Below are 5,680 nucleotides of genomic sequence, written 5' to 3'. Positions count from 1 at the left end.
GTTTATATATTAAAGAAGTTTAATCAATATAGAACGTAGTGTCACTTTAGTTGCCACAATTTGAAGCTCTGCGCAGGCATATTGACAGAAAGATGACCCTTATAATCAATAAGTTCGCGTCCATCCAGCAGTGACGAAAGATGGGTTGCCTCCAAACCAAGTTGCCACAGAGGCAAGTCAATTGAACCCTCATCGCCACTTAGATTCATCACAACAACGATCGCTTCACTTCCAAGTACGCGCGCATAAGCCAGCACGTTGGTATCGCAATGCAGCCATTGAATACTACCAGACTGTAAAGACTTGTACTGTTTACGTATCGAAATCCATTGCTTGTAAATCGACAGCCATGCTGAGTTTTCAATTTCATTCCAAGGGAAACAGCGACGATTATCCGGATCCAGCCCTCCCTCTAGTCCGACTTCACTCCCATAGTAAATACAAGGTGTACCGACGTATGTCATGAGCAGAGCAAGTGCGATGTTCATTTTACGCTTATCACCATCAACCAGTGTGATAAAACGAGCAGTATCATGACTATCGAGTTGATTTAGCTGCGATAGCTGATTCGAAAATGGAATTTTTGCTCTGGCTTCGTCCAACCATGCTTTAAACTCCAAACCATCAATGTTGATTGGTTCATACATAATATCTTGCTGCGCGATAAAAGCTCGAACTGGATGAGCGAAACCGTAGTAGTTCATCGCCCCATCCTCTTGGTCACCTTGCAGCCACTGTGTTGCTTCAAAAAAGTGCTCACCTAGCACATAGGCATTCGGATTGACTGACTTCGTCGCATGGCGAAACGCTTCAACATAATGAGCATTGTTTTTCGCTCCCTCTCCTTCGCCAAGCATATGAATAACATCAAATCGCCAACCATCGACTGAGTATGGTGGCTTAAGCCAGTGCTTAATGACAGATGCTTCGCTTTGATAGATATAGTCACGCACTTGTTCATTTTCGAAGTTCAGAACCGGTAAGTTACCAATGCCTTTCCAACCGATATAATGATTGGTTTCGCCTTCGAAAAAGTAGTAATCGCGGAACTTTGAATGCGGATGACCATACGCCCCCTCTCCTTTTTGTTGGATATCAAACCAAGGATGATGCACTGACGTGTGGTTAAACACCGCGTCTAAGACAATCTTCATATTCTTACCGCGAATCTTCTCACACAGTTCCGCAAACTGAGCATTGGTGCCAAACATAGGATCAACAGTGAAGTAATCGGTGGTGTCGTATTTATGATTACTTGGTGAAGAAAAGATCGGATTAAAATAAAGCGCAGTAACGCCGAGCTGTTCAAGATAGTCCAACTTTTGTTCCACACCTTTGAGGTCGCCGCCAAAGAATTCACGTGCCCCGGTATTTTGGTGAGAGCCTACCGCTTCTCCCCACGATTTAATGATCGCTTCTGAATCATGCTGAGCATAAGCTTTACGAATGTCAGATTCACTTTTACTAGCAGAAAAACGGTCAGGAAAGATTTGATAGAACACTTGCTCTTGGACCCAGCTTGGTGGTTGATGGTTTACATTCAACTTAAAGTGGAACTCTTTGGGTGGAATACGCTTTTGTACGCCTCGTGCATCGAGCCAGTATTGTTGTCCGTCTTTGAGGAGCTTAAACACATAATGTGTGACATCTCGATCTCGATTTGGTCGGAACGATGCTTCCCATAGTAACAATTCCCCAGCAGTTCCTACTTGAGTCATGTCGACCAGACATTCTTCATTGTCCGGCTCAAGACGCACATATACGGAATCAAAATCCAATGTCTCGGTTTTCAGTCTGACTGTGACTTGCTCGTGATTAAAAGCTAAACCATCAATAGTTTGACTATGAAAAATAAATGGCAGGTTCATTATGGGCACTCCTCGTCATCGGATATGCCACTATGTTATTGAAGAATGAGAGACAAGAAATCCTCCTTGCGAGTTGACATATCAGCCAATTTTCCCAAGGAGGATCACACTTAGTAGGCGTAGTGACTTGTCGGATACCGCTTAGTTCAACAAGAGACTGTCATCTGCAAGCTCTTCACCACGCACTTTGGAGAACATATCCAACAAGTCTGGTACTTGCATGTTAGCGCGCTGCTCTCCAGCCACATCTAGCACAATTTCACCTTGGTGAAGCATTACGGTCCTATCGCCACATGCTAATGCGTCTTTCATCGAATGCGTCACCATCATCACGGTTAAATCGAACTCATCGACAATACGTTTAGTTAAGTCGATAACAAACGCCGCCATACGAGGATCAAGCGCAGCCGTGTGTTCATCAAGCAATAACAACTTACTCTCCGATAACGTCGCCATCACAAGGCTAACGGCTTGTCGTTGTCCACCGGACAGTAAGCCAATGCTATCGCCCAGACGATCTTCTAAACCAAGCCCTAGGATGCTAATTCGCTCTTGGAACAACTTGCGACGTTTAGCTGAAAGCGCCAAACCCCAACTGCGTTTTTTACCACGCATGTACGCTAAAGCCATGTTCTCTTCTATCGTTAGCTCTCCACAGGTTCCGGCCAATGGATCTTGAAACACTCGTGCGCATTGCGTCGCACGTTGGGCAACCGTCTGCTTGGTGACGTCTTTGCCATCAATGATCACCTGACCACCTATCATCGGCGTCTCACCAGTTACCGCGCCAAGCAACGTCGATTTTCCTGCGCCATTAGATCCAATCACGGTAAGAAATTGATGCTCTGGAACCTCTAAAGAGACGCCTTTCAATGCACGATTTTCTAAAATCGTCCCTGGGTTGAACGTGACCTGAATGTTATTAAGTTCAATCATAACGCCTCCCCCGAACCATTTTTTGATGCCGCTTGTTTAGCATCGGTAACGCGTTGTTTCGCTCTCATGCTCTGTTTTAGCTTTGGAGCAATAAGCGCCACAGCCACCAATACTGCGGTAACAAGGTTGAGGTCTGAAGCTTGTAAACCAAACATGCCAGAGCTCAAAGCGAAAGCCACTGCAAGACGATAAAGTACCGAACCGATGATGACAGCAAATACCGCAACCCAAATTTTTCGCCCGGGAATAAGGGTCTGGCCCAAAATCACAGCAGCCAAACCAACCACAATGGTGCCCACGCCAGAGGTCACATCTGCAAAGCTGTTCGTTTGTGCAAACAACGCGCCTGCGAATCCGACAAAACCGTTGGATAAAGCCAACCCAAAGTAGGTATAAAAACCAGTGCTCGCCCCTTGCGCAGAAACCATACGCGCATTCACGCCCGTGGCTCGTAAACCAAGACCAAAGTCGCTGTTGAGCAAGCGAATCACAAAGAAAGCGGACAAAAGAACTAAGACCCCAACAACCAGAGGACGAATGAACATCGGATCGCCCAAGGCTTCAAACGGCGTGAGAATAGTATCCTCTCCAAGCAACGCCATATTAGGTTTGCCCATAATACGAATATTAATTGAAAATGCCGCGATCATGGTAAGAATGGAAGCTAACAGGTGCAAAATACCACATCGAACAGCCAGAAAAGCGGTTACCCACCCCGTCATACTACCGGCTACCATCGCCATTATTGTCGCAAGCCAAGGATTAATACCTGCGACAATCGCCGTTGCAGCCACCGCCGCTCCCATTGGAAAGCTGCCATCCACACTCAAATCGGGGAAATCGAGAACACGAAACGTAAGATACACACCCAAGGCAACTAGGCCATAAATTAAGCCAATTTCGAGTGCGCCAAAAAAAGCAAATGCAGACATAACTGCTCCTTTCTGCATGTTCAGGCTGGCTAATACCAACCTGAACTTAAGACTTCTAACGTATACTCCCTTCTTCTTTAGCAGAATGCTCTGCACGAGAAATCCGGCGAGTATCAACTTTGGGGCAAGCCTATACCAACCAACGTGACAGGCTTAACCCCAAAAGAGCGTTACTTATTGCATGCTTGTCGCACGTTCAACCACAGAACTTGGCAGCTTGATACCGAGCTTAGATACTGCGCTTTCATTAATTACAAGGTCAGAGCCCGTCGCGACTTTTACATCCAGCTTGCCTGGTTCTTGACCATCAAGAATCGCCGCCACGTAATCCGCGGTTTGTACACCAACCTGGTAGTAGTCAAAACCTAAGCCTGCAATTGCACCCTTTTCGACATACGACGTCGCGCCACCAAATACAGGTTTCTTCGCTTGATTCGCTGCCACAATCATCCCTTCAATCGCACTTGCAACTGTATTGTCTGTTGGGGCGTAAAGAATGTCTGATTTCGCTGCAATCGCTTGAGTCGCAGACTGAACATCAGCACTTTTTAGTGCGGTCGCTTCAACCACTTGTATGCCTTTTGCTTTTGCGCTTTCTTTTAGTAATTCAACTAAAGTCACGGCATTAGCTTCACCGGGATTAAATACAACCCCGATGCTTTTCACCTGAGGAAGAATTTCTTGGATGAGATCGACATGCTGAGCAACGGGTGAAAGATCAGACAGGCCAGTTACGTTTTTGCCTGGTTGTTCCATCGACTTAACCAATTTCGCACCAACCGGATCTGTTACCGCAGTAAAGACAACAGGAATAGAGCGAGTAGCCGACACCAAAGCTTGTGCCGAAGGTGTCGCGATGCCAACTAACACATCAGGATTTTCACCGACGTACTGACGGGCAATTTGCACCGCAATCGCTGGATTACCCTGTGCGGTCTTATAATCAAATTCTAGATTTTTGCCTTCTTCGTAGCCTTTCGCTTTCAAACCATCAAGTAACCCTTGGCGCGTCGCGTCTAACGCCGGGTGTTCGACAATCTGTGAAACTGCGACAGTTGCAGTGGCGGCCAGTACATTGGTAGAAGAGAAAATAGCAGTAGCTGATAGAACGGCGGTGGCTAATAAACGTTTCGTTTTCATCATAACTCCTTGATGTGACTTCGTCCTTGTTTCACGAGCTTTCAATATGTGTATCGACTCGTGAATTCAAATGTTTGAAGGCGGTATTGTTGTGTTCGTATAACTGTGCACTTCTTGCGCATCTTGTTTTTATTATTACTACTAAGTCTTAGTAAAGAAAAGAAAGATTTAACACTAAAGCAACATTTGTGATCGGGGGGACTTCTTCATCCGGAAAGAATCTTTGGTAAACAAAGCTTCGCTCGCTTCATCAACGACCGTCAAAGTAGGTAATAGAGGCAAGATCAAAAATGGAGCGGCCAGTGCACACTCCATTTCAAACAATTTAAATTAGAACCAACGCTCTAATGACGACTTATCGAGCTGGCGAAACGCTCGGTTCAATATTATCGCAAGCTCTTTGTAACGAGGGCGAGCTTTGACAGGCTCTAATGCAAAACCTGTTTCCACAATTTTTTGATGCAACTCCCGATACCAAGAGGCCAAAGAAGGCGGCAATTTCGTGTTGGATCGAGCACCAAGCCACCAAATGCCTTGAAGTGGCAAGCTTATCGCAAACAAGGCGACAACAATGGATTGAGGTAACGCGTGGTAATTGTTGAATGCCATTTGAGTGAGTACGCTGATCGCAGCGACGGCTGGCATGACTTTAATGCCAAAGCGAGTCGCCTTAATGATACGCTGTTCCGGAAATATGGCGCTTAGCTCTTTACGAACCGGCCAGATCTCCATGTAATTCTGGCCATCTTTCAGGCTATGGATCAATCCGACTTTATTACTCATACCGCTCTCTCACTAAAAAAT

5 protein-coding genes are annotated in these 5,680 nt (G+C 45.8%); all 5 read right to left on the bottom strand.

Translation table 11 applies throughout. The features are described 5' to 3' along the window. Positions 1–41: 41 nt before the first annotated feature. Positions 42–1,868 (bottom strand): maltodextrin glucosidase, encoded by a 1,827-nt coding sequence (malZ, locus tag CAG69_RS21625; protein WP_161446175.1) that lies wholly within the window; start codon positions 1,866–1,868, stop codon positions 42–44. 141 nt (positions 1,869–2,009) lie between these two features. Further along, positions 2,010–2,804, bottom strand: a complete 795-nt coding sequence (locus CAG69_RS21620; protein ID WP_005396631.1) for an ABC transporter ATP-binding protein — start codon at positions 2,802–2,804, stop codon at positions 2,010–2,012. Next, positions 2,801–3,736: an ABC transporter permease gene (locus tag CAG69_RS21615; protein ID WP_047010058.1), complete on the bottom strand. Its 936-nt coding sequence runs from the start codon at positions 3,734–3,736 to the stop codon at positions 2,801–2,803. The genes CAG69_RS21620 and CAG69_RS21615 overlap by 4 nt, the downstream gene beginning before the upstream one ends. Before the next feature lie 174 nt (positions 3,737–3,910). After that, a complete protein-coding gene (locus CAG69_RS21610; protein WP_161446173.1) occupies positions 3,911–4,876 on the bottom strand; it encodes an ABC transporter substrate-binding protein in 966 nt (321 codons plus the stop codon). A gap of 330 nt (positions 4,877–5,206) precedes the next feature. Then, positions 5,207–5,659 carry a terminus macrodomain insulation protein YfbV gene (gene yfbV, locus CAG69_RS21605; RefSeq protein ID WP_005380809.1) on the bottom strand — a complete coding sequence of 151 codons (453 nt, stop codon included), beginning with the start codon at positions 5,657–5,659 and terminating at the stop codon, positions 5,207–5,209. Positions 5,660–5,680 lie beyond the last annotated feature (21 nt).

It is taken from the genome of Vibrio sp. V43_P6S15P86 (assembly GCF_009904725.1).
In the GTDB taxonomy this organism is placed as follows: Bacteria; Pseudomonadota; Gammaproteobacteria; order Enterobacterales; family Vibrionaceae; genus Vibrio; species Vibrio diabolicus.
The sequence above is the reverse complement of the archived record's forward strand: the minus strand, read 5'-3'. Positions and strand labels throughout refer to the sequence as shown.